This is a genomic window from Aestuariivivens marinum (assembly GCF_022662175.1).
Classification (GTDB): domain Bacteria; phylum Bacteroidota; class Bacteroidia; order Flavobacteriales; family Flavobacteriaceae; genus Aestuariivivens; species Aestuariivivens marinum.
Map to the genome: position 1 here is coordinate 98,151 of NZ_JAKMCR010000003.1, position 24,443 is coordinate 122,593.

Annotated in this window: 19 protein-coding genes and 1 tRNA gene; 4 read left to right on the forward strand and 16 right to left on the reverse strand. The window is 34.2% G+C overall.

Annotation, left to right across the window (positions count from 1 at the left end):
- Positions 1–56 precede the first annotated feature (56 nt).
- Positions 57–809 (forward strand): Kdo domain containing protein, encoded by a 753-nt coding sequence (locus MR053_RS09690; RefSeq protein WP_242132243.1) that lies wholly within the window; start codon positions 57–59, stop codon positions 807–809.
- Here MR053_RS09690 and MR053_RS09695 read toward each other — a convergent pair.
- From MR053_RS09695 to fahA, 5 genes are all read right to left on the reverse strand, one after another.
- The gene (locus tag MR053_RS09695) at positions 804–1,568 is read right to left on the reverse strand and encodes a glycosyltransferase family 2 protein (protein ID WP_242132244.1); all 765 of its coding nucleotides are present in this window, start codon (positions 1,566–1,568) and stop codon (positions 804–806) included. The genes MR053_RS09690 and MR053_RS09695 overlap by 6 nt on opposite strands.
- 1 nt (position 1,569) lies before the next feature.
- Positions 1,570–2,619 carry a CDP-glycerol glycerophosphotransferase family protein gene (locus MR053_RS09700; RefSeq protein WP_242132245.1) on the reverse strand — a complete coding sequence of 350 codons (1,050 nt, stop codon included), beginning with the start codon at positions 2,617–2,619 and terminating at the stop codon, positions 1,570–1,572.
- Positions 2,620–3,300: a phosphocholine cytidylyltransferase family protein gene (locus MR053_RS09705; protein ID WP_242132246.1), complete on the reverse strand. Its 681-nt coding sequence runs from the start codon at positions 3,298–3,300 to the stop codon at positions 2,620–2,622.
- A gap of 147 nt (positions 3,301–3,447) precedes the next feature.
- A complete protein-coding gene (locus MR053_RS09710) occupies positions 3,448–4,635 on the reverse strand; it encodes a hypothetical protein (RefSeq protein ID WP_242132247.1) in 1,188 nt (395 codons plus the stop codon).
- Between the two features lie 97 nt (positions 4,636–4,732).
- Entirely contained in the window at positions 4,733–6,016 is a 1,284-nt protein-coding gene (gene fahA / locus MR053_RS09715; protein WP_242132248.1) for a fumarylacetoacetase, read from the reverse strand.
- A 189-nt stretch (positions 6,017–6,205) separates the two neighbouring features.
- Between fahA and glyA the strand changes: the two genes are divergently transcribed.
- Positions 6,206–7,477, forward strand: coding sequence for a serine hydroxymethyltransferase (glyA, locus tag MR053_RS09720; RefSeq protein WP_242132249.1), 1,272 nt, complete (start codon positions 6,206–6,208; stop codon positions 7,475–7,477).
- 67 nt (positions 7,478–7,544) lie between these two features.
- On the opposite strand, the gene MR053_RS09725 is transcribed toward glyA, so the two are convergent.
- From MR053_RS09725 to MR053_RS09755, 7 genes are all read right to left on the reverse strand, one after another.
- The gene (locus tag MR053_RS09725) at positions 7,545–9,110 is read right to left on the reverse strand and encodes a hypothetical protein (RefSeq protein ID WP_242132250.1); all 1,566 of its coding nucleotides are present in this window, start codon (positions 9,108–9,110) and stop codon (positions 7,545–7,547) included.
- Between the two features lie 157 nt (positions 9,111–9,267).
- Positions 9,268–9,453 (reverse strand): YgaP family membrane protein, encoded by a 186-nt coding sequence (locus tag MR053_RS09730; protein ID WP_242132251.1) that lies wholly within the window; start codon positions 9,451–9,453, stop codon positions 9,268–9,270.
- Positions 9,454–9,472: 19 nt separating this feature from the next.
- The gene (locus MR053_RS09735) at positions 9,473–9,778 is read right to left on the reverse strand and encodes a hypothetical protein (RefSeq protein ID WP_223548223.1); all 306 of its coding nucleotides are present in this window, start codon (positions 9,776–9,778) and stop codon (positions 9,473–9,475) included.
- 8 nt (positions 9,779–9,786) lie between these two features.
- A complete protein-coding gene (locus MR053_RS09740; protein ID WP_242132252.1) occupies positions 9,787–12,981 on the reverse strand; it encodes an efflux RND transporter permease subunit in 3,195 nt (1,064 codons plus the stop codon).
- A 106-nt stretch (positions 12,982–13,087) separates the two neighbouring features.
- On the reverse strand, positions 13,088–14,164 hold the full coding sequence (locus MR053_RS09745) for an efflux RND transporter periplasmic adaptor subunit (protein WP_242132253.1): 1,077 nt from the start codon (positions 14,162–14,164) through the stop codon (positions 13,088–13,090).
- Positions 14,165–14,207: 43 nt separating this feature from the next.
- A complete protein-coding gene (locus tag MR053_RS09750; RefSeq protein WP_242132254.1) occupies positions 14,208–15,512 on the reverse strand; it encodes a TolC family protein in 1,305 nt (434 codons plus the stop codon).
- Between the two features lie 446 nt (positions 15,513–15,958).
- Positions 15,959–16,043 (reverse strand) — tRNA-Ser (locus MR053_RS09755).
- A gap of 161 nt (positions 16,044–16,204) precedes the next feature.
- Here MR053_RS09755 and MR053_RS09760 point away from each other — a divergent pair.
- Positions 16,205–16,834: an NAD(P)H-dependent oxidoreductase gene (locus tag MR053_RS09760; protein WP_242132255.1), complete on the forward strand. Its 630-nt coding sequence runs from the start codon at positions 16,205–16,207 to the stop codon at positions 16,832–16,834.
- A 117-nt stretch (positions 16,835–16,951) separates the two neighbouring features.
- Complete coding sequence (locus MR053_RS09765; RefSeq protein WP_242132256.1) at positions 16,952–18,148, forward strand: DegT/DnrJ/EryC1/StrS family aminotransferase; 1,197 nt, start codon at positions 16,952–16,954, stop codon at positions 18,146–18,148.
- Between the two features lie 49 nt (positions 18,149–18,197).
- Here the strand turns inward: MR053_RS09765 and ribB are convergent, their stop codons facing one another.
- Genes ribB through MR053_RS09785 form a run of 4 tightly spaced genes read right to left on the reverse strand, consistent with a single transcriptional unit; the run spans position 18,198 to position 24,388 of the window.
- A complete protein-coding gene (gene ribB, locus MR053_RS09770; protein WP_242132257.1) occupies positions 18,198–19,343 on the reverse strand; it encodes a 3,4-dihydroxy-2-butanone-4-phosphate synthase in 1,146 nt (381 codons plus the stop codon).
- A gap of 34 nt (positions 19,344–19,377) precedes the next feature.
- The gene (locus MR053_RS09775) at positions 19,378–21,357 is read right to left on the reverse strand and encodes an LptF/LptG family permease (RefSeq protein ID WP_242132258.1); all 1,980 of its coding nucleotides are present in this window, start codon (positions 21,355–21,357) and stop codon (positions 19,378–19,380) included.
- Positions 21,358–21,366: 9 nt separating this feature from the next.
- Positions 21,367–22,008, reverse strand: coding sequence for a LolA family protein (locus tag MR053_RS09780; RefSeq protein WP_242132259.1), 642 nt, complete (start codon positions 22,006–22,008; stop codon positions 21,367–21,369).
- A gap of 4 nt (positions 22,009–22,012) precedes the next feature.
- Positions 22,013–24,388: an FtsK/SpoIIIE family DNA translocase gene (locus MR053_RS09785; RefSeq protein WP_242132260.1), complete on the reverse strand. Its 2,376-nt coding sequence runs from the start codon at positions 24,386–24,388 to the stop codon at positions 22,013–22,015.
- Between the last annotated feature and the right edge of the window lie 55 nt (positions 24,389–24,443).

Sequence of the window (24,443 nt, forward strand, 5' to 3'; positions counted from 1 at the left end):
TGAACCTTATATTTGCAGCGTTGCAAATTTACAATAGTGGTTTTAAATTTAAGGGAGTGAAAGAAAATAAAGTTTTTAATAACCGTTTGGAAAGTCATTTTAAAACAAAGCTTACACAGCTAATCCATGATTTTGAAGCTCTAGAAGGCGGAGTAGGAAAGCGTAACATTATTAAAACTACCGAACTCGACGGAATTAATTTAAACATTAAGGCATTTAAAGTCCCAAATATAGTTAACCAGGTTGCCTATCAGTTTTTTAGAAAGAGTAAAGCCCAACGCTCTTATGAATATGCCCATAAATTATTAGAACTTCAAGTGGGTACACCACAACCTTTGGCTTATTTTGAATATAAAACACCGTTATTATTTAAAAAGAGTTATTATGTAAGTGTACACTTAGATTGTGATTTAACCTACAGAGAACTCACTACAAATTTTGAATACCCAGATTACGACGACATGCTTCGTGCTTTTACTCAATTTACCTATAGTTTACATCAAAAAGGGATCTATTTTTTAGATCATTCCCCTGGTAATACACTAATAAAAAGAAATGGTAATGGTTACAATTTTTATTTGGTAGATTTGAACCGTATGGTGTTTAAGCCTTTGGATTTTAAAACGCGAATTAAGAATTTCTCAAAGTTGACCATTCACAAATCTATGGTTGAAGTGATGAGTGATGAGTATGCTAAATGTTCGGGTGAAGATTATAACAAAATAGTGCATTTAATGTGGAAGGAAACGGAAGATTTTCAAAATAAATTCTATAGAAAAAAAAGGCTTAAAAAGAAACTAAAACTATAATTGGTGTTTTAGCTTTTTTAATTCTTGGTATCTGTAATATACACCATAAGCACCCAAATAACAGATTGTTAGTCCCTCTTTACCATCTAGAAAACCAAGCCTGAAAAAATAGTTTATAACAAACTTATACAGAGGTTTAAACACAAAATGAAATATATTGGCTTTTTTTCCTTTTCTAAAAAGTTCCAAAGCCTTTAGTTTGGCATAATGCTCCATTTTGGATTTATAGTGTTGGGCACTATCAAAACAATAATGTAACATTCTTTTTTTAAGAAGCTCACTTTTTCCATTTAGCATAGGCATTTCATGGACAATCTTGTCTTCTATATATTTTACATAATCCTTTTTAAACAATCTGTAGGTCGTATCTGTTTGGAAGCCGCTAAAACGTATTCGCTTCTGTTTAAAGAAAAAGAGGCGTTTAACCATAAACCCAACAACACCATTGGGGTTTTTTATACGGTTTGTAATTTCGCTTTTTAAATCTTCAGGGATGCGTTCATCGGCATCAATAAACAGTACCCATTCATGCTTGGCCTGTTTTATAGCAAAGTTTCTCTGGTCTGCAAAATTGATGAATTTGCGTTGTATGGTTTTAACGTTTGTATATGATTTCAATTTCTCTAAAGTCCCATCAATACTAAACGAATCTATAACTATAATTTCATCTGCAAACTGGATAGTTTTGATGACATCATCAATATGATTCACTTCATTGAAAGTAATCATCAATGCAGATATTTTTTGTGAAGTATTCAATTTAGCTTGATTTAGATGGTTTTCCGAACAACGAATGTATTTTCATTCTGCGTAAAAAAGACAATTTTCTTTTTTCAGGTACACCATGTTGTTCAATATAACCTCGGGTTGCATCCACCATGCGCAATGCAGATTTTCCATCGGAATAGGGATGGTATTGCTTGCATATATATTCCCTTGACTTTGCAAATGGGTCTTTATTAAGGTTTTTGTCAATTAAGGGAATCAAATCATTAAATGATTTGGTGTTCTCCCAATAAATATGTTGTGAAATACTGTTGAAGGTTATAACGGGTTTGTCCAATAACATAAACTCATAAACTACCGAAGACGTGTCACTAATTAATATATCGGCAATCAACAAAAACTTTACAATGTTCTTTTCTTCTTTATAATATATATTGGGGATTGAATCTGCTAATATCTTATATTTTTCAATCCATTCGGGCGCCATTAGGGGATGGAACTTTAATAGTATTACATAATCTTGATTTTTTGCCAAAGCCTTTATTTCCTTAAGCAGAAAAGGCGCTGAGGTAAGTTTTGGTGAAAACGTTGGCGCATAGAGAATAACTTTCTTTGCTCCAAACTCTTTTAACAATTCTTTTTTATAATCAATATATTTTGATTTATCAATTCCATAAATGTCCAGTTTTGGCCATCCTGTTTCAATTACGTCGAAGTCTTTATGTTTATCCCTTAGTTCATTAAATTTGTTTGTAAAATAAGGGCCTTGGGTAAGGTAAAGATCAAAATATTGGCGAATTCTAAAATGCCCTTTTTTTTCTCCTGCCATACCGTGAAACACCTGAACTTTCAAGCCTCTTAAGTAATATGGAACGGCATTTCCAGGAACAAAAATGGCATCGGCATTAAAGGTTTCTAATTCTGAAATTTGTGAAGTGTAATTATCAGAACTATAGGGAAAATCTTTAATTATTTTCTTGGTAACATACCAAATGTAATCATATCCTTTTTCGATTAAAACCTGTTTTATTGGGTCTAAAATTCCGAAGGCGTAATTATTTTCACAAAAAAGAATAGATTTCATTTAAAGCATATTATTGGCATTTTCTAAATCTTCAATAAAATCTATTTCCATGCAGTTGTATTTCGATATATCTAATGCTCTAATTTGAAGATGATCCTTTTCAATAGCAAGTTCCAAACCACGTTCAAAATAGTCGTTATCTCCACAGTCTTCCAAACGATTTATAAACTTTTGAATATCGTTCGATGAAATAAAATTAATACCAACAGCTTCTCCCAAACCATTTTTAACCGTTTTAGAGAGTTCATCAATAAAGCCATTTTTTAAGGTGTACTTTACCTCTTCATCGGCAACTTTACTAGTATTTACAGCAACAAAAGACTGATTGGCATTTATTGAAGGGGTTAAGACATCAAACAATTTTTCATCAAAAACAACATCGCCATTAAACCAAAGTACAGATTTGTCTTTATGCTTTTTTAATGCCTTTAGTAAACTTTTTGATGTATTGGTTGTGTCAAAAAACTGATTATATACATAGGTGAGCTCAGGAAAGCGCTCCATGATTAAATCCTTTTTAAATCCTACTACCACATTAATATCATCAATATCATATCGTGAGGCAATGTTGTCTGTTTGCATTTGCATGATACTTTTCCCATTTTTTAGAGGTGTTAAAGGTTTAGGGAAGGGGTTTCCCAATCGGGAGCCTATGCCGGCAGCCAGAATAACAATTTTCATTAGAGTTGATGTTTTTAATTTAATCTATTAATAGGCCAATTTAGGATATATTTTTTAGTTTCTCTCATTGTCATTGTCCAAAAACGATAACTGTAACAGCGTATTGTTATAAAAGTCATTAATAATCAAGGCTTATAATTAGTCTATTTAATAATTAAAAAACCGGCGATTTATAGCCAATATGTGCTTTTTGAGTTTTATTTTTAAATCTTCACCAGTATCATAAACCATCTGCTCATTATTAGGAAAAGGCATTCTCTTGTTTTTTAACATTAATATGTCATCTTTATTCAAAGCACGTTTGTCTCCTTTGGCATTTGCATAAAAGTGTTCGAAAATAAAACCGCTGTCAATTGTAAAGGAATCCAATATTTGATTGGTCTTTAAATCAATATGAACCACATCTGCAATAATTTGAGAAGTTTTAAATTGCTTAATTTCATTCAAGCGACATTTTACGTTTATAATTTTATCTATTTTGATGTCATTGCCTAAACTGTCCTTCGCTACATTACCATTAGTGTCTAATTTATAAGTCCACCCATCAACAATTTCCTTTTCTCTTTCAAGTATACGTTCGGTAATTTTTTCTGGGGATATGTTGATGCGTTTTAAATTTAATTCCATGGTATAGTCGTACTTAATATCTGTTGATTGTTGCGCATGGTAAACGCTCCAAAAATTGTCGATACCGTAAGTGTCAAAATCTAACAGATCGGCTTCCAAGCGCTGTGGAATTATTTGCTGGGTATCGTTGTTTATGCTTACTATAACGTAAGATGTTCCACGTTGATGAGCTTCTTCCATTAATTTGCGCGTGTTTTCGTAATTCGGATTTATATTTTCAACATATTCCAAAATATGGTATGCTTCACGCATAATGTTTTTATCCTCTTGTTCCAAAAGATCCAGTCCCTTTTCATATAAGTAATCAGATGTTTTTTCCTTATATGCGACAATGTCATTACTGTAATTATTGAACTTAAATGTAACGGATTTTCCATTAACAGAAAGCGGTAAAAGGGGCTTTATAACTTGCTGTCTGGATTCAAGGTTTAGGTAAAGTTCATAAATCTCCCTGTACATTTCAGGATTATTATCATTTTTTAAATGGTTTATAGTACTTAAATCACGCTCTGTTGCTTTAATATAAGCATCCTGTAGTGTAGGAATGTAATCTTGCTTTCTTTTTGCATTTTTACTTGTACTCAATTTTTTTATGGTCGTTGCAATGGCTTCATCATAATTACCATAACTAACCGCTTTTTCAAGCTGTTTACGGGTGCTACAAGCAAAAATGGATAGTGATAATATTAAAAGTAGAATTTTTTTCATAGGTTAAGTAATTTGGTTTACACAGGAATATCTATTCCAATAGTAATGCCAAAAATATAAAAAAGCATTTAAACAGGTGTAGTGTATTGTAATTCAGTTATTTATTATTATATACTGGCAATAATTTCGTAGATACTTCCCCAAAACCTATTCTAGTACCATCTTTTTCACAGTACCCCCTCATAATAACAGTATCATAGTCATTAATAAATTTGCGTTCGGTGCCATCTTTCATTTTTATTGGCTTTTCGCCTTTCCAGGTAAGTTCCAACATAGAACCATAAGAATCTGGAGTAGGACCAGAAATAGTACCACTACCCATCATATCACCTGAATTTACTGGACAGCCATTAACCGTATGGTGGGCTAATTGTTGAGCCATATTCCAATACATATATTTAAAATTGGATTTACTAACCGTCTTTTCTTTTGCTCCCTTGGGTTGAATGGCTACTTCTAAATTAATATCAAAGCTTTTTTTGCCTTTATATTTTAAATAATCCAATTGAGGTTTAATAGGTTTTGGGCCTTCAACTCTATATGGTTCTAGGGCATCTAATGTCACAATCCAGGGAGAAATGGAAGACGCAAAGTTTTTAGCCAAAAAAGGTCCAAGGGGTACGTATTCCCACTTTTGAATATCACGTGCACTCCAATCGTTGAACAACACCAATCCAAAGATATATTCTTCGGCTTCTTCAACAGGTATCGGTTCACCTAAATCATTAGCATCGGTAGTAATAAAGGCCATTTCCAATTCAAAGTCCACTAGTTTACTTGGACCAAAAACAGGTTCGGTAGAGCCATTGGGCAAAATTTGACCTTGTGGTCTGTGAACAGGGATTCCAGAAGGAATAATGGAAGAGCTTCTTCCATGGTAACCAACAGGTATGTGTAACCAATTAGGTAAAAGAGCGTTTTCTGGATCCCTAAACATAGAGCCGACGTTAGTGGCATGTTCTTTACTTGAGTAAAAATCTGTATAATCACCAATATGTACAGGTAACTGCATTTCAATTTCATCCAAACGGAATAATACAATTTCCTTATGCTGTTTGTTGTTTTTTAATGTATTGTTTTCTGCATCAAAAATTTGAGCGATACGGTTTCTAACGGCACGCCATGTTTTTCTTCCATCAGCAATAAAATCATTTAATGTGTCCTGAAGAAAGATATCATCAGTTAATGGAATACCATCAAAATACCCTAATTGATGCAAGGCTCCTAAATCAATAGCGGTATCTCCTATACGTGTTCCAATGGTAATAATGTCGTCGCGTGTTAGAAAAACACCAAATGGAATGTTTTGAATAGGAAAGTCCGAATTTTTATCGACGTGTAACCACGAGGTTCTATCTGGATTATTTGCTGATAAAGGCATACTGATATTATGTTTTTTTTAAAAATTCTAATCAAACCTACACAAAATTTTTAAAAAAATGGCTAAAATTTAGGTTTAATATAATAGTTAATAAAATGGTTTAAAACTTAGGAGTAAATATATGTTTTTTGATGTATTTAACTAATCAATTTGCTATTTTTGCCGAATATTTAACTAGAATAAAACTTTATGCAACGCGACGAACAAATTTTTGAACTTATTCACGCTGAAAAAGAACGCCAACTTCATGGCATAGAACTTATTGCTTCAGAAAATTTTGTAAGCGGCCAGGTTATGGAAGCTGCAGGCTCTGTATTAACTAATAAATATGCTGAGGGATATCCAGGAAAACGTTATTACGGCGGTTGTGAAGTAGTAGATGAAGTTGAACAAATAGCAATAGAAAGGGCAAAAGCATTGTTTGGAGCAACATATGTAAATGTGCAGCCACATTCTGGTAGTCAGGCCAATACAGCTGTTTTTGCTGCTTGTTTAACGCCAGGGGACAAGATTTTAGGCTTCGATTTATCTCACGGAGGGCATTTAACCCATGGCTCTCCAGTGAATTTTTCTGGGAAATTATATAATCCAGTGTTTTATGGGGTAGAGCAGGAAACAGGGATATTGAATTATGATAAAATTCAGGAAATAGCCACTAAGGAACAGCCTAAATTAATTATTGCTGGTGCTTCAGCTTATTCCCGAGATATTGATTTTGCGCGTTTTAGGGAAATAGCCGATAGTGTTGGAGCTATTTTGTTAGCAGACATATCACACCCTGCCGGTTTAATTGCCAAAGGTATTTTAAACGACCCTATTCCCCATTGCCATATTGTTACAACTACAACCCACAAGACCTTAAGAGGACCAAGGGGGGGGATGATCATGATGGGAGAAGATTTTGACAATCCGTTTGGTTTAAAACTTAAAAATGGGAATTTGCGTAAAATGTCATCGTTATTGGATTCAGCAGTTTTCCCAGGGAATCAAGGCGGGCCGTTGGAACATATCATAGCAGCAAAAGCAATTGCATTTGGAGAAGCTTTGACAGATGATTTTTTACATTATCAATTACAGGTTAAACGTAATGCAGCTGAGTTAGCTCAAGCGTTGGTTGCAAAAGACTATAATATTATTTCAGGTGGTACAGATAACCATATGATGTTAATCGATTTGAGAAATAAAGACATATCAGGTAAAGATGCTGAACAGGCTTTAGTGAAGGCTGATATTACAGCCAATAAAAATATGGTGCCTTTTGATGATAAATCCCCTTTTGTAACTTCTGGGATACGTTTAGGAGTTGCAGCGGTAACCACTCGCGGATTAAAAGAAGCTGATATGAATACTATTGCAGATTTTATTGATGAAGTAGTTACCAATCATGAAGATGAAGCAGTTTTGGAAACTGTTAAGAATAAGGTTAATGATATGATGAAGAATAGGCCTTTGTTTTCATAATGTCATAAAACCATATTAGATAAAAAAAACCTGCTTTTATAGCAGGTTTTTTTATGCATTAGTAACTTTAGTCTTCTTCAGGGAAAGTAATATGTTGATATGCACCTATGTCTGGGGTACTTGTTCTATTAACACTCAAAATATCAAAGGGTACTTGGGTGGCAAATAAAGAAGCGCCTCTACCAATACCTGAGGATTCCTCACCAATAATCATTTTATTTGAAAAACCATCTTTGAAGTGTGGGTTTTTATTAAAAATGTTGTCTAGATAATGGTTAGTATCACTAAAATCATAATTGGGGCCCGTAAAGGTATTGTTGTTATCCTCAAACCGAATCAAGCAATTAGTGAATTTAAAATTAAAGTTTACAGCATTATCTTCAATTTCATCAAGTAGTATTTCGGGATTATCATTTCCATAAATGATACAATTGTTAAAATTGGCTTGCGTTAAATCGGTTATAGTAGCAGTGTTTTCTTCATCAAGGATAAAATTGTTTAGAAGCAATGCGGGAAGCTGTCTAAATCCATTGTTCCAATAGTTGGCAATAGTACTATGTGTCATATTATATGTGCCACCAAACGTACCAGCAAAAGCAGATTGTCCGGCATTGTTAATCACCACATTTTCTCCTTTAATGGATGTATTTCTGCCTAAAATTCCAAAACTACCAGAATTATAAATTTGAGTATTGGATATGGTAAGTTTATCACTTGTAAGGCTTGGGTTGCCATCACTTAAAATGCCTACAAGAGCATTTTTAATGGTTGCGTAGTTAATGATATTATTCAGACTGCCGTCAACCAACCATATAGTACCCCATTGTCCCGGAACATCAGAAAATTGTGGTTCAAGGCGATCACCTTCAAAAACAACTTCGTTTTCCAATATTTCTTGGTCTGTACTAAAGCTACCGTTAACATGCAGTGAAGCATTATTCGATACGATTATTCCTGAATTTTCATGAAAATGTATACGAGTCCCAGCCTCAATGGTTAATGTCTCTCCTTCTGGAACAGTAGCAAAACCATAAATGACATAAGGTTTTTCGTTGCTAAAAGTAAGTTCATTGGGGAGTAATTCCCGACCTTGTAATTCGGTTTCAATTTGTTCCCCTCCTATGTTCAACGTAAGTGTTTCAATAACTTTCGTTGTATTATTTCTATTCGGATAAATAAATATGGCATCTTTTACCAAGGTAACTAAATCTACTTTTTGTTGATTTGTACCAGAATCAAACTCAATTTTATCTGTGTATAAATAAGTTCCATTAATATTAGGAAGATTGTTTATGTCTATAGTAGTTTCAATAAAAATGAATAAACTATCCTTTGCTAATAATTCCACATTTTCAAATACCTTACCCGGAATACCATCCACACTTAATCTATAAGCTGAAGTTTCCCCTAATCCCAATTTTACCGAAGGAATAAAAATATTATCGTCACTTCTGTTATAAACCTTTAAATTGTATGTGCTTGATCCAATGTTAGTGAAAACAGTATCTAAATAAACAGTGTCTTTAGAAAACTCTAGATTGCCTTTACTGGGTGAGAATTCAAAATCTTTTCTACAGGAACTCCAAAGAGATATAAATAATATAGTTAATAAAAAATAGAGTAGGCGTTTCATTAAGTGTCATTAAATAAAGGTTAAAAATATAAATTTTGTGTTTAGCATTTCGTATTCACGTGCAGATATTTATATAAAAGCCTCTTGGAAAACTTAATATAAAAAGAAAAGAGGCTGTTTAACCCAAACAACCTCTTTTCATCTAATTAACCATGTTTTAGTTTTTTACTCCCAATTTGGTTAAAATAGTCTCCATTAAGCACCATTTTGTAATTGAAGATTGCAACAAATTGGCACCTACAAATAATGTAAACCATAACCAATTTTGGTTTACAAAAATGGCCAATAGTACACTTATAATAACAAATGTACCTGCTATAGCTCTAATATACCTGTTTAACATGATTTTGAAAATTTATAGTTTATATTGATTTTTCTATGGGAACTACAACCGCATGGATCGGGTTGTTAGTTTCTAATGTCTTATTAAATGCCATAATTAACTCAAATAAGGTGTCTATATGTGATTCGTCCGTAAAGGAAAAGAACATGACCGATTCATTTACTGAACGTTCTGTTCCAAACCAGTTTGAAGATACCATTACTGCATTTGGCGATTTATAACCGTCTATTTCAGATTCACTAAAGCACTCTATTTTAGCCTTTTTAAAGAGTTTGATGACATCTTTACGAAACTCTTCTACTGCGGTGACTAATACTAATTTCATATCTTAAACTATTTATATTTTTTACGCTCAATCATGTAATACACTAATGGTACCACTAATAAAGTCAGAACAGTAGATACTATTGTTCCACCCATTAATGATATAGCTAAACCTTGAAATATAGGATCAAAAAGAATAACAAATGCACCAATAACAACCGTTCCAGCAGTCAGCAATATAGGTGTTGTACGCACTGCACCTGCCTCAATGGCTGCTTGTTTTAATGGTACACCTTCTTCTACACGCAAATTGATGAAGTCTATAAGTAACACCGAATTCCTAACCATAATACCGGCAAGGGCAATCATACCAATAAAAGAGGTGGCAGTAAAAAAGGCATTCATTAACCAATGGCCCAGTATAATACCTATTAAAGATAATGGTATGGCTACCATCATGACCACTGGTGCCTTAAAGTTTTGGAACCACCCAACAATTAAGATATATATTAAAATGATGGCTCCTAAAAAAGCAATTCCTAAATCCCTAAATACTTCTAATGTAATTTGCCACTCACCATCCCATTTTACAGTATAATCGTCTTCATATTCGGGTTGTCCCAAATACATCTCGTTAATTTCATAACCTTTTGGTAAGCTTATACCTTTCAGCTTTTCTTCCATACCCAATATAGCATAAGCAGGACTTTCCAAAGTACCGGCCATGTCTGCCATAACATAAACCACTCGTTTTTGGTTTTTTCTGAAAATACTCTTGGCACTTGTGGTTTCTGTAATGGTTATCAAATCGGCAATAGGTACTAAATTTTCATGTCGTGATTTCACTTTTAATTGTGAAATATCCGTTATGGTTGATTTTTCCTTCTCATCTAAAGCCAATACCAAGCCAATTTGGTTAACCGCATCTTCATCATAAAGCGTAGTTACAGGTCTGTTGGCCAATGCCATGTTCATGGTAAAGGCTATTTGCTTAGGGGAAACACCATATAACATAGCTTTTTCCTTATCAATGGTGAATTGGTATTCAACCTGATCTGCTTCAACCATCCAATCGATGTCTACTACGTCATCGGTTTGGCTTAATATGGTTTGTACCTGGTTTGCTATTTCAATTTGTTTATTGTAATCTGGGCCATAAATTTCAGCAACAATAGTAGATAATACCGGAGGCCCTGGAGGGACTTCAACTACTTTTACATTGGCATTAAATTTTGAAGCTATGTGTTGAATATCTGGGCGTAAGGCCTTAGCAATATCATGGCTTTGTGCAGAACGTTCGCCTTTATCCACTAAATTAACTTGAATATCTGCCATATTACTTCCACCACGCAAATCGTAATGGCGTACCAAACCATTAAAGGTGATAGGGGCAGAAGTACCTACATAGTTTTGGTAGTTAACCACTTCTGGTCTAGTGGATAGGTATTGCGCAATTTCTTTAGTAACTACAGCAGTACGCTCTAGAGTCGTGCCTTCAGGCATGTCTATAACAACTTGAAATTCATTTTTGTTATCAAACGGTAGCATTTTTACAGCTACCGAATTGGTAAAGAACATAGCCATAGTGCCTAACAATAATCCAAATGTTAAGCCTAAAAATAGCCAACGTTTAACACGGCTTTCAATTAACGGGCGCTCAAGTTTCTCGTATATTTTGAATAATCGGGTCTCCTCCAAAGGTGTTTTATTTTCATCCTTAGCACCAATTTTGTCTTTTTCCCTTAAGAAAATGTATCCTAGATACGGTGTAATGGTCAATGCAACAAAAAGTGATAGTATCATGGCAATTGAGGCACCAATGGGCATAGGAGCCATATAAGGCCCCATTAATCCAGATACAAAAGCCATAGGTAGTACTGAAGCAATTACTGTAAATGTTGCTAAAATGGTAGGGTTACCTACCTCATTTATAGCGTATAAGGCAGCTTGTTTAAATGGTAATCGCTTCATTTTAAAATGCCGGTGCATATTTTCGGCAATAATAATGGAGTCATCTACCACTATACCTGTAACGAATACCAAGGCAAAAAGGGTAATGCGGTTAAGGGTATAATCTAGCATGTAATAACTTAAAAGCGTTAATGCAAAAGTGATGGGAACAGATAGAAATACTACCAGACCACCACGCCAACCCATAGCTAGCATAACGACCAAGGTTACCGCTATAATAGATCCAATAAGGTGTAACAGCAATTCTGATACCTTGTGGGATGCCGTTTCGCCATAGTTTCTGGTAATTTCTATATGAACATCGTCAGGAATTAAGGTTTTACGAAGATGATCTACTTTATCAATAATAAGATCTGCAATTTTCATAGCATCAGCTCCTTTGCGTTTTGCCACTGAAATTGTTACGGCTGGGTATTCTGATTGAAATTTCGATGCTTTATCACTAGCTTGTCCAAACCCTAAGCTAACATAGTTTTGGGGTACTTCTGGGCCATCAATAATGTTGGCTATCTGTTTTAAGTAAATGGGTTGGTTTTGTTGAGTACCAACAACTAAATTTTCAACATCGGTAAGAGATTCCAAAAACTTACCAGTATTGATAATAAACTCGGTATCGTTCTTATCAAAAGTTCCAGAATTTAACTGTGAGTTATTGGCCTTTATCATTTCGGTTACTGATAGAAAATCCAAACCGGCTCCTGCAAGTTTATCTTTATCTAAAACCACGCGAATTTGACGTTCCCTACCACCAATTTTATGAGTAATAGCAACGTTGTTTACTTTTTTAATTTCGGTTTCCAATTCTTGGGCCATTAGGCCTAATTGGTAATCGTCATAAGTTTCGCTCCAAAGTGTTAAACCTAAAATAGGCACATCGTCTATGGCACGGGTTTTTATTAATGGAAATGTTACGCCTTCAGGCATTTGGTCCATATGCTTGTTAATCTCGTTATAAAGTTTTACGAAAGAGCGCTCAATATCTTCTCCCACGTAAAATTGAACAATGACCATACCTTGTTCTTTCATAGCTGTAGAATACACATATTCCACGCCTTTCACATTTGATATTAATTGCTCTAATGGCTTTATAACACGTGATTCGACTTCTGTTGGGCTTGCTCCGGGATAGCCCACAAAAATATCGGCCATTGGCACATCAATTTGGGGTTCTTCCTCTCGGGGTATTAAAAATGAGCTATATACCCCTATGATCATAAAAACAATCATTAAAAGCACAGTGAGCTTAGAATTCATAAAGACTTTGGCTATTTTTCCAGCTATACCTTCTTTCATTTTTTATCTGTATTTTTTTAGCACTTTAATAGGCTGTTCATGGTATCTTTTTTATTATTAAAAAGGTTGTTTAACAATAAATGTTGATATTATCCTTAACACGCTTTTATTGAACCCTAATTTTAACGCCGTTATACAATTTTCCTTCAGAAGCGATGATGTAACTTTCCCCTGAGTTTAAACCAGAGAGTACTTCTACCTCATTGCCAAACGTTCTGCCCAAGCGTAGCCAACGTAAAATAGCTGTATTGCTTTGGCTTACCGTGTAAATTCCCGATAACTGACCTTGGCTTATAATAGCGTCTTTAGGGACCAATATCATAGAGCTTTGGGATTTATGTTCAATAGGGAATCTAACCGTAGTATACATGCCCGATAAAATATTGTCATCGGTTTTATCTAAATCTATTTTTACTAAATACTGTCCACCAGTTTTACTGGCCGACGTACTAACTTCAGTAACCTTTCCTGTTATAGAAGTATTAATGGATTTAACATCAACTACAACTTTGGTTTCCTTTTTAATTTGTGCTATTTCAGTTTCGGGGACTAATGCCATGACTTCAAAATCTCCTGGAGTTTCCATTGAAATTAATAGTTGGCCAGGATTTGCCATATCACCTTTTTCCACAGTTTTATGAGTAATGATTCCAGAAAAAGGAGCTATAATATTGGTGTAAGCAAATTGGGCATTAATTTCATTTCTCATTTGTTTTGCCGCCTCTAAGCGGGCCTTGGCCATTTCAAAATGAGCTGTTATGTCGTCCAATTCTTTTTGTGAGGCACTTTGCTCTGCAAATAGATTTTTAAAACGGTAATAATCTTTTTCGGCATTGTTGTATGCAGCAGTTACTTCTGTTATATTCGCTTCTATCTGGGCCTTTTTGGCTTGTAAATCGGTACTATTTATTGATACCAATAATTGCCCTTTTTCAATTTTATCACCTATATTTACGGGAACTTTATTTACAAAACCCATTATTCGGGTACTTAAATTAGCTGTATTTTTGGCTTGGACCTTACCGTTAACGGCTAAAAAAGGTGTGTTATCATTGGTGGTAACATCTTTTACAGAAACTAAAATGGTTTGGGAATTATCGTTTGTCACATTTTTATCCTTGCTACCACAGCTAGCCAATAATAATACTATAGAAAGAGTTAAGATGGTATATGTTTTTTTCATTGTTTTACGTGTTTTTTTAATTTCAATCAAATTGTTTGAGTGGTTATGACTTGGTTAAAAATTCTAAATAGGCTAAGGTGTAATTATATTCAAAAATGGTTTGGTAATATTCCAATTGCTTTTGTGCATATAGTGTTTCTGCCATTAATAGATCTGATGTTTTTTCCAATCCTTCTTTAAAACGCTTGGTTCTTATTCTTAGAGCTTCTCCAGATTGATTCAAAGCTAATTTGGATAGGTTAAGCTTATTTTCGGTATCAACTAGCAAGCGCTTGGTTTTATTTAACTCCAATTTGCTTTGAGATAGATATTGGTTGTATTCCAATTTGGATTTTTCGAATTCTGCTTTGCTTTTTTGAACTTTGCTAAAACGTGTAGAACCTTTAAAAATATCCCAGCTTAGTTTAGCACCAAACAAATATCCATTGGCATTAGCCTGAAAAAGAGAGTTATCATACATTTCATAACTGCCAAAGGCATTTAAGCGAGGAAGAAACGTCATGTTGTCGGCTTTATTCATAGCCTTATAAGCATCACTAGCAAGTTGTATAGCTTTAATGTCGCTCCGGTTTTCCGAGATGGTTTTATTTACAGTTATAGAGGTGTTTATGGTTAAACTATCTGCAGGCTGATAGGTTGTAAAATCATCATTATTCATTAAAAAGGATAAGTAATTTGAAGCATTTTGCACATTACTTTTGGCTGATTGTAATTGGTTTTGTACTTCTATAACATGTACTTCAATAAGTAATACGTCGGCACGTTGTAGAAAGCCTTGTTTAAAACTATTGTCGGCTAGTTTTTTATTGGCTTTTGCAGCTTCTAAGGCTTGTTCTAACACGTCAACACTTTTATAGGCTAGTTGTAACTGCATATAAGCTTTATCAACTTCAAAAGCAAGGTAATCTTGCGTGCGTTCTATTTTCAAGGACATAGCCTTCATTTTCGACTTAGCCGCTTTACGTTGGTAGATGCCATCAATATTGATTAGTGGTTGTTCCACTTCAAACTTAGTTGCAAAATTTTGTATTTGTGATGGATCATTTAAAGTGGCTGGGTTAAAATCCGATTGTTTTACAATTTCTTGGTTTAACTTTGAGCCAAAAGCCATTAAAGGGTTTGTAGTAGAAAATCCAGTATGGCTAGCAGTTATATTTGGTAGGAAAACAGCATTGGTTTGTCTGTAATCGGCACGCGCTCTTTTGAATTCCTCAATGGATATTTTAATAGAACTGTTGTTTTCTGAAACGGTATTGAGAACCTCTTCTTTCGTTATTAGTCTAATGTCTTGAGCATGTAATACCAGAGAGCCTATAAACGATATAATTATATATATTATTCTGTTCATTTATTTAAAATTTTATGTAGCAAAAATAGTTTTAGCAATTAGTCTACTTGGTAACAAATGTTACCAAATAAAAATGTACCCTTATAAAAATCCTTAAATAAACCACCCAATAATATAATTCTATTGTTTATTATAACTGCTATAATTTCGTTGTTCTTTATGAGTAAGATATTTGTATGTTGATGTATAGAGCCTGTTTTTGGTTAATCAATAGACAAGGATTCTCTTATGATTAGGTACAATAATATGTTTGATAAAGTAATAATAACCATTTAAGCTTTAATTTATCGATCAAGCTGATTTTGGTAGGGTACCAATTATTAAGCCAAGCAGTAATTTTTCAGTGTTTTTGTAGTATAAATTTTAATCAAAAAACAGGTTTCAATAATTACCTGTTAACAATATAAAAAAAGAAAACCCGCAAATTCTATTGCGGGTTTATTTTGCGGAGAAAGAGGGATTCGAACCCCCGGAGGTGTGACCCTCAACAGTTTTCAAGACTGCCGCATTCGACCACTCTGCCATTTCTCCTAAGCGGTTGCAAATATAGAACGCTTTTTTAATTCTTTCAAATAAAAAGTTAAGTTTTTGTCCAAATCTTTAAAAAAGTAACAGACTCGTCAATATGTAGTTTTTTGTTACCAAAAAGCGACCACAAGTCTTATTTTTGTAAAAATTTAATTAGGAGATAGATGAGCACGATTAAAAAACTAAAATGGCGCTATGCTACCAAAAAGTTTGACCCCAATAAAAAACTGTCCCAAAAAAAATTACAAATTTTAAAGGAAGCTTTCAATTTAACAGCTACTTCATTCGGTCTACAGACAATAAGTTTAGTAGTGTTGGGTGACAAAGAGCAGCGTTTACCCTTAGTTGAGTATGCCTATGGCCAAAAACAAGTATGGGAAGCCTCTCATTTGCTCATCATTTGCATACAGGATAACATACAAGACCAAGATATAAACAATTATTATAAAAACATAGAGGATGTTAGGGAAACACCAACCAAAATTTTGGATCCTTATAGAAAAAGTCTAGTGAAGATGATGCAAAAAATGACCGTAGAAGAGCGTCAACAGTGGTCTAAAAATCAGGCCTATATTTCTTTGGGAAACCTTATGACGGTTTGTGCTATTGAGAAAATAGATGCTACTCCAATGGAAGGTTTTGTTCCTGAAAAATATGACGAACTCCTAAACCTAACAAAACTTGGTTTAAAATCCGTATTATTGTTACCCGTTGGCTATAGGGCAGAAGATGATATGTTTTCGACATTTAAAAAAGTGCGTAAGCCCCTAGAAGAAACAGTCATTGAATTATAATTAAGTTTTTTTAAGTTTCCCCTTTTGGAACCTTTGCTTTTTAGCTTTTTATGGCAAACGGCTAGAATACCTAACGCAAGGATAATGTCAATAATAACAATAAAAGAATAAAATAATATGCCAGGATTTGAATTGTTTGGAGAACTTGAACAAAACCAAGTAAATGATGTGCTAAATAGCGGTGTACTGATGCGCTATGGATTCGACGGAATGCGCAATGGGCATTGGAAAGCTAAAGAGCTGGAATTAGAATTGAAGTGTACATTTCAAACAAAACATGCACAATTGGTGTCTAGTGGTACAGCAGCTGTTACAGTGGCTTTGGCAGCAGCAGGAGTGGGAGCTGGAGATGAGGTTATTATACCAACCTTTACCTTTGTAGCTAGTTTTGAGGCCATTATGATATTAGGAGCCATTCCTGTTTTAGTTGATATTGATGACACCTTAGCATTGGATCCGATAGCGGTTGAAGCAGCAGTTACCCCAAAAACCAAAGCAGTTATGGTAGTTCAAATGTGTGGCAGTATGGGGCGTATGGATGAACTGCAAACCATTTGCAATAAACATAATCTTTTATTGGTAGAAGATGCCTGTCAGGCAATTGGTGCCACCTATAAAGGAAAGCCTTTGGGAAGTATTGGGGATTTGGGTTGCTTTTCGTTTGATTTTGTAAAGACCATTACCTGTGGAGAGGGAGGTGCTGTGATAACCAATAACACAAAATATTACGTGAATACAGACCACTATAGTGACCATGGACATGACCATATTGGTAATGACAGGGGAGCAGAAACCCACCCGTTTTTAGGTTATAATTTTCGTATCTCAGAGTTGCATGCTGCAGTTGGACTGGCTCAAGTTAAACGTTTGCCAGAGTTTTTGGCCATTCAAAAGAAAAATTTTAGTATCATTAGGGAGGTGTTATCCCAAATTCCTGAAGTTACTTTTAGAACTGTACCAAATGGAGGTGAAGAGAGTTGTGCCTTTTTAAATTTCTTTTTGCCCAATTTAGACATAGCCAATAAGGCCATGCTTGCTTTTAAAGCGGCAGGGATAGACGGTTGTTTCCATTATTATAATAACAACTGGCACTACATACGAAAATGGGATCATTTAAAGAATTTAAAATCCCTGTTTCCAATTTCAACAGAAGTTAAAGATGGACTGGGTTATCTAAAGACTAAAACATTTGAACAATCTAACTCTTATATTGCCAGAAACATTTCCTGTTTAATCAAATTGTCTTGGACAGAAGAAGAAGTAATGCTAAGAGCTAAAAAAATGGCACAAGCTATTAAAGCGAGTTGTAATTAATAAATCAATTGTTAATATTAGGAACTAACAGCAATAAGTTAACTAATAATTAATACTGAACATACTCAACAATTTCCAAGCCATAGCCAATCAAACCTACGCGTTTAGTTTGTTCTGTGTTTGAGATTAAACGTAACTTATGAATGTTAAGATCATGTAGTATTTGTGCGCCTATACCAAAATCGCGGGTATCCATATTAACCCTCGGTGCTTTGGTAACCTTATTTGGTTGTTGATTTTCCTTTAAGTAGGCTAATCGTTTTAAAATATTCATCGACTGGGATTCCTGATTAATAAAAATAATGGCGCCTTTACCTTCATCATTAATCACCTTAAACATGGCCTTAAGCTGATCATCAACTTTATTGGTTAATGTCCCTAAAATATCATTGTTAACCAAAGTAGAGTTTATTCTGGTTAATACTTTTTCGTTATCTTTCCATCGACCTTTTGTTAAAGCAATATGAACCTGATTATTAGTAGTTTGCTTGTATGCTCTTAACCTAAAACTTCCAAAACGGGTTTCAATTTCAAAATCTTCTTTCTTCTCTATCAAAGAATCGTGTTGCATACGATAGGCAACTAAATCTTCGATGGAAACAATCCTTAAATCTAGTTTTTTTGCCACTTCCATTAACTCGGGCAATCGGGCCATAGAACCATCCTCGTTCATAATTTCAACAATAACACCTGCCGGTCTTAGTCCTGCCAATCGTGCAAAATCTATAGCTGCTTCTGTATGACCGGTACGTCTTAAAACACCTCCTTCTTTAGCAACCAATGGAAATACATGTCCTGGTCTTGCTAATTCAAATGGTTTGGTACCAGGGTCAATTAGAGCTTTAATGGTCTTAGCGCGGTCGCTTGCTGAAATACCAGTAGTTACTCCATTGCCTCTTAGATCAACTGAAACTGTAAAAGCCGTTTCCATGGGGTCGGTATTGTTACGAACCATCATGTTTAGTTCAAGTTCTTTACAGCGTGTTTCTGTAAGCGGTGCACATATAAGACCGCGACCATGCTTAGCCATAAAGTTTATCATTTGTGGTGTTACCTTATCGGCAGCAGCTACAAAATCACCTTCATTTTCCCTGTTTTCATCATCAACTACAATAATTACTTTACCATTTCTAATATCGTCAATGGCGTCATGTATAGCATTTAATTTAAAAGTAGTAGCATTTGTTGTGGACATAGTATCTTCAAAAATCTTGGTGCAAAGATATTGCTTATTTTAAACTATTTAAGCAATTTAATTTTAAGTGTTCTTTTAGCTTCACTTTAATAAAAGGGAAAGTGAACATATATAGGGGAATTCCTAATGTAAGCAATACAATATTAGGCGCTTTTCTATTGATGTGCTTATAAAAAATAAATAGATTTAAAGCAGATTTCATGTAGTATACCAAATAAAGGAATAGTGATATAATGCTTAATTGTATGGAAGCCGAAGCTAAAGAGGGTAATTTATTATTTCTGAATACAAAAAACAAAACAAGTAAAACAACCCCTATGCAGTAAAGTGTAGTCGTAAATTTTGAATATTCACTATAGTTCTTAACATAATTTATTGAAGTATCAAAATTTTTATCTATTCTTACGCCTTGTTCACTAATCTCCTGAATAGTTAATCCTCTTCCTTGTAAAACTTTAATGGCTTCATATCTTGTATTTTCATTATGCCCTAAACGTTCAAAGTCATTGATAACTTGAATAAGTTGCTTTGTTTTGTGTGCATTTAAAAATGTATAATCAACACTGTTCTTTTCTTTTATTTTAAATATTTTTTTAAGTGGCTCAGTAATACTATCTATATCAAATAGCCCTTTATCAGCTGTAGCACGTTTGGTTAAATAAGCACCCAAGGGCAACATAACCAATGTTGAAAACCAACTTGCTAAAATTGGATTAAAATTTCCGTTTTTAGCACTGTTAGTTGCAAAAATACCTATAAAATGATAAGTTAAAAACAGTAAAATGGCTATAACCATAGGTAGCCCAATACCACCTTTACGTATTAAAGCACCCAATGGTGCACCAACAAAAAACAAAATAACACAAGCAAAACCTAAAGCCAGCTTTTCATGATAAGAGACAATATGTCTTTTATAAATGGTGTTTTCATTTTTTATAAAAACTTTTTTTGAGGCTATAATCTGCTTTGTACTATTTACTGAGTTAAGTGCCGTATTAACAATCTGGTTTTTAGCTTTTGTATCAAACAGATCTAAAATAGAGGCATTATTCAAACTATCTAATAGTGTATTATTTTCTGATTTTTTTTCATTGGCATTAATGGTGTTTTTATTGCTTAAATTTTGAATACTTGAACGCTGGTGAAGTGATTTGGAAAAATCATCTAGTTCTGTTTGGCGTTTTAGAGATAGGGAATCCATGGCTTTGTCCAAACCGTTTAAATTAAGCATGTTATATCGGTCTGAAAGGGATTTGTCTTCCATGTCAACATCATTCAGCTCAGTTAAGTCTATATTTATGGTATAAGTTTCAAATGTACTCTTAGAAAAAGGATGTTTTTTACGTTCAGATGGTTTTACTGCAACATCATTATAATAATTGCCGTCCGTTAAGATAAGTTTTAATATTTCAGATTTTTCATTCCCTATAAACCTTCCATTCTTAGCTATTATCCTAGTAGCCAATGTCCTTTTGTTACTGCCTTTTATATGCATTACAACATCTTCAAGATGATTGTCGTCCGTTTTTTTTGAAAATTTTATATTGTAGTCGCCAACAGGATTAAACTGCCCTTCAGCCAAAAGCATAGCGGGTTGTAGTTTTGCTATATTCTTACGTAAATTATAGGAATTAAATTCTGCCCAAGGTATAACATTGTTCGCAAATAAAAATGTTGTAAAGCCAAGAACTAAAATAAATACACTAAGCCCAGACATCGCTCTTTGTAGGGAAATACCGGTCGATTTCATGGCCGCAAACTCATAGTTTTCAGCAAAATTTCCAAAAACCATTATGGATGATAACAGAATGGTTAACGGTAGTACTAATGGAATAAGTTTTGGTAAAAAATAAAAAATGAATTTAACAACCACAATAATATCCAAATCCTTACCGGCCAATTCTTTAATGTAAAGCCAAATGGTCTGTAAAATAAAAATCAGTATGAGTATTAAAAACACACTGATAAAAGTCTTAAGATAGGAGGTTAGTATGTAGCGGTCTAATATTTTCACAGATAAACCCTAATCTAGGTTATTAATGTAATAATCACTGTATTTACTAATGTCAAAGGTAAATAAGGATTTTGATATGGGTTCGTTTGTTTTAAAAGAATTAACAGTAAGTGTGGTTTTTGTTCCATTTTTACCTATTTGTATTAGGTTGTAAATGTGCTTTGTTTGTGCATCAATTCCTAATAGGATATTTTTTATTTCAGAATTCGAGTCTATGGGTGTTAATTTTACATACTGAATTTTTCGCCCTTTTACATTCTGAACAATATCAAGATCATAAGTATAACCATCTTCATAAAAAGAAAGCATTTTGCTTGGTGTAATGCTATCATCATCATCACTTTTTGATGATGAAACAGTCACTTCTTCATCTTCAGGACTAATGTTATAAGTACTATTGCCATCATAAATTCGGGTTATGCCCAATATGTTTAGAATATATTTTTCGCCTTGCATCACCACGTCGCCACGAGTTTCCTGTCTCACGTTTTCCGATATGTTTTCAAGAACATATTTAAAGTCTATAGAAATATTATCGTAGCTTTTTACTTTCTCTGAAACTTCTTTAAGTAAAAGTTTTGCCTCATTTTTAGATTGAGAAAAACCGCAAAAAGTTATTGTTAAAATCAATAATGTTAATATTCTTTTCATTTTTTTAAGATTCATTTTCTAAATGATTATCAAGGGCTGCTAAGTCTGTAATAAGAACTTGTCTTGCTTTACTGCCCTCAAAGGGGCCAACAATGCCGGCCGCCTCTAGTTGATCTATAAGTCTGCCAGCTCGGTTGTAGCCTAATTTTAATTTTCGTTGCAATAAAGAAGCAGAGCCTTGTTGAGCGGTAACAATAACTACTGCCGCTTCTTTAAACAGAGCATCTCTTTCAGATATGTCTATATCAAGACTTGTGCCACTTTCTTCACTAATATATTCAGGTAATTGATAGGCTTCGGGATAGGCTTTTTGGGCACCAATATAATCGGTAAGACGTTCAATTTCAGGCGTGTCTACAAAGGCGCATTGCACTCGAATCAAATCATTACCCTGAGTGTAAAGCATATCACCGCGACCAATAAGTTGGTCGGCGCCAGAGCCATCCAATATGGTTCTGGAGTCAATTTTTGAAGTTACCCGAAATGCAATGCGGGCGGGAAAATTAGCCTTGATAATACCCGTAATTACATTTACCGACGGACGTTGTGTAGCAATAATTAAATGTATCCCAATAGCACGGGCCAATTGAGCCAAGCGGGCAATAGGCGTTTCTACCTCTTTTCCTGCTGTCATGATTAAATCGGCAAACTCATCTACAACCAAAACAATGTAGGGCAGAAACTGATGCCCTTCATTTGGGTTAAGTTTTCTAGCCTTGAACTTGGAATTATATTCTGCTATATTCCTACACATGGCATTTTTAAGCAGTTCATAGCGGTTATCCATTTCAATACATAACGAATTCAATGTATTGATCACTTTAGTATTATCTGTGATGATAGCTTCTTCGCTATCTGGCAGTTTTGCTAAATAATGACGTTCTATTTTGTTGAATAGCGTAAGCTCCACCTTTTTAGGGTCTACCAAAATAAATTTTACTTCCGCAGGATGCTTTTTATAGAGCAAGGAAGTTAACACGGCATTTAAACCAACCGACTTTCCTTGTCCTGTAGCACCTGCCATGAGTAAGTGGGGCATTTTTGCCAAATCGACTACAAGCGTTTCGTTGCTAATGGTTTTTCCCAATGCAATAGGCAATTGCATTTCAGAATTTTGGAACTTCTTAGATGCTATAACCGATCGCATGGAAACCACAGTGGCATTTTTATTGGGAACTTCAATGCCTATGGTTCCTTTTCCTGGAATAGGAGCAATAATACGAATACCCAAGGCCGATAGTGAAAGGGCGATGTCGTCTTCCAAGTTTTTAATTTTGGAAATTCTTATACCTGCTTCTGGAACAATTTCATATAAAGTAACTGTTGGTCCAATGGTTGCTTTTATACTGGCAATACCAATTTTATAGTTGTTTAAGGTCTCAACAATTTTATTTTTGTTTTCTTCGAGCTCTTCCTGATTTATTTTAATACCTTCAGTATCGTATTTTTTTAATAAATCCAATGATGGAAATTGGTAATTCCCTAATTCTAATGTAGGGTCATAAAGACCAAAATCTTCTACCAATTTATTTGCTAGATTGTCAGTTTCAGAACTCTCTTCTTTTATATCTTCAACAGTTATCTCTAGCTCAGTACCATCATTTTCATCCTTTGAGGTACTTAATTCTAATGGTGTGAGGGGTATATGTTCTTTTTTGTTTGAAGGTGTATTATCGTCCAAATCCAATTCAAAAGCTGATTTTATGGCTTCAGCTTCATCAGATAGATTATTGTCAAAAGGAACGTAAGTATCTTTGTTGACTTGTGCAAATTCTTCTGATATGTTTTTTTTAGCTGATTTGAATAGCTTAGTGAAGCTTTCAAAAGTAACTTTAAACCGAATTGCCAAATAACTGATCAATCCAAATAAAAGCAATAAAACAACCCCAATTTTGCCAATATAGTCCTGTAAAAAGGAATTGATCTCAAAACCTATGGTGCCACCAAGAATATCATTTATATGATTAAAAAAACCCAAAAATACCGAAAGCCAAATGGCTATTAACGTACCCCAAAACCAGTGTTTTCTTAATTTTGTCTTTTTGATATTCATTAAAACGAATATCCCAGAAAGAAATATGAGTCCAGAAAAAATAAAGGAGGCAATTCCAAATCCACGGTGTATAAATAAATCACTTAACCAAGCCCCAGTTTTGCTTAGCCAATTTTCTGCTTTAACATTGCGAGACATAAATTCTGCAACAGAGCTTTGGTCGGTTTTGCCGGTAAAGAAAAAAGATACAAAGGCAATAAACAGCAAGATGCCAAAAAGGACCAAAAAACTACCAAAGATTAGTTTTTGCTGATTAGAAAGCTTAAAACTTGGTAGTCTTAATTTTTTTCTTGGTGTTTTTTTTGTTTTGTTTTTTTTCTTGGCCATTAATGGGTCAATTCAAAATTGTGTTAAAAACGAATGCTTTTAAATTGCAACAAAA

Bases quoted from the DNA above. Each gene is read 5' to 3' on its own strand.
- MR053_RS09750 (WP_242132254.1), bottom strand. From the start codon at position 15,512: ATGAACAGAATAATATATATAATTATATCGTTTATAGGCTCTCTGGTA.
- MR053_RS09765 (WP_242132256.1), top strand. From the start codon at position 16,952: ATGCCAGGATTTGAATTGTTTGGAGAACTTGAACAAAACCAAGTAAAT.
- MR053_RS09785 (WP_242132260.1), bottom strand. From the start codon at position 24,388: ATGGCCAAGAAAAAAAACAAAACAAAAAAAACACCAAGAAAAAAATTA.
- fahA (WP_242132248.1), bottom strand. From the start codon at position 6,016: ATGCCTTTATCAGCAAATAATCCAGATAGAACCTCGTGGTTACACGTC.
- MR053_RS09705 (WP_242132246.1), bottom strand. From the start codon at position 3,300: ATGAAAATTGTTATTCTGGCTGCCGGCATAGGCTCCCGATTGGGAAAC.
- MR053_RS09730 (WP_242132251.1), bottom strand. From the start codon at position 9,453: ATGTTAAACAGGTATATTAGAGCTATAGCAGGTACATTTGTTATTATA.
- MR053_RS09760 (WP_242132255.1), top strand. From the start codon at position 16,205: ATGAGCACGATTAAAAAACTAAAATGGCGCTATGCTACCAAAAAGTTT.
- MR053_RS09710 (WP_242132247.1), bottom strand. From the start codon at position 4,635: ATGAAAAAAATTCTACTTTTAATATTATCACTATCCATTTTTGCTTGT.
- MR053_RS09740 (WP_242132252.1), bottom strand. From the start codon at position 12,981: ATGAAAGAAGGTATAGCTGGAAAAATAGCCAAAGTCTTTATGAATTCT.
- MR053_RS09780 (WP_242132259.1), bottom strand. From the start codon at position 22,008: ATGAAAAGAATATTAACATTATTGATTTTAACAATAACTTTTTGCGGT.
- MR053_RS09735 (WP_223548223.1), bottom strand. From the start codon at position 9,778: ATGAAATTAGTATTAGTCACCGCAGTAGAAGAGTTTCGTAAAGATGTC.
- MR053_RS09700 (WP_242132245.1), bottom strand. From the start codon at position 2,619: ATGAAATCTATTCTTTTTTGTGAAAATAATTACGCCTTCGGAATTTTA.
- MR053_RS09745 (WP_242132253.1), bottom strand. From the start codon at position 14,164: ATGAAAAAAACATATACCATCTTAACTCTTTCTATAGTATTATTATTG.
- glyA (WP_242132249.1), top strand. From the start codon at position 6,206: ATGCAACGCGACGAACAAATTTTTGAACTTATTCACGCTGAAAAAGAA.
- ribB (WP_242132257.1), bottom strand. From the start codon at position 19,343: ATGTCCACAACAAATGCTACTACTTTTAAATTAAATGCTATACATGAC.
- MR053_RS09725 (WP_242132250.1), bottom strand. From the start codon at position 9,110: ATGAAACGCCTACTCTATTTTTTATTAACTATATTATTTATATCTCTT.